We start from the raw sequence: 228 nt of genomic DNA on the forward strand, positions 1-228 counted from the left end.
GCACGCCGACCTGGAAGCCGATCAGTTCCTTCTTGCCTTCCGGCGTCGCGCCGATCAGCACCAGCATGCACTCGCCGTGGTCTTCCATGCGGGCCTGCAGGAAGACGCCATCGGCCCACACATACACGTATCGTCGCGCCGACAAATCGCGCCTCTGCCAGCGCTCGTACTCGCCTTGCCACTCCGCGGTCAGCCGGGAAATCACCGCGGGCGACAGGTTCGGTGCGT

At 65.8% G+C, this 228-nt stretch carries 1 protein-coding gene; it reads right to left on the bottom strand.

Features of this window, described 5'->3' with window-relative positions:
- On the bottom strand, positions 1-228 hold a 228-nt coding region (locus ACZYOF_RS45065; protein ID WP_463719734.1), incomplete at both ends, for a transposase.

This window comes from Bradyrhizobium sp. LeoA1Lang (assembly GCF_055413685.1).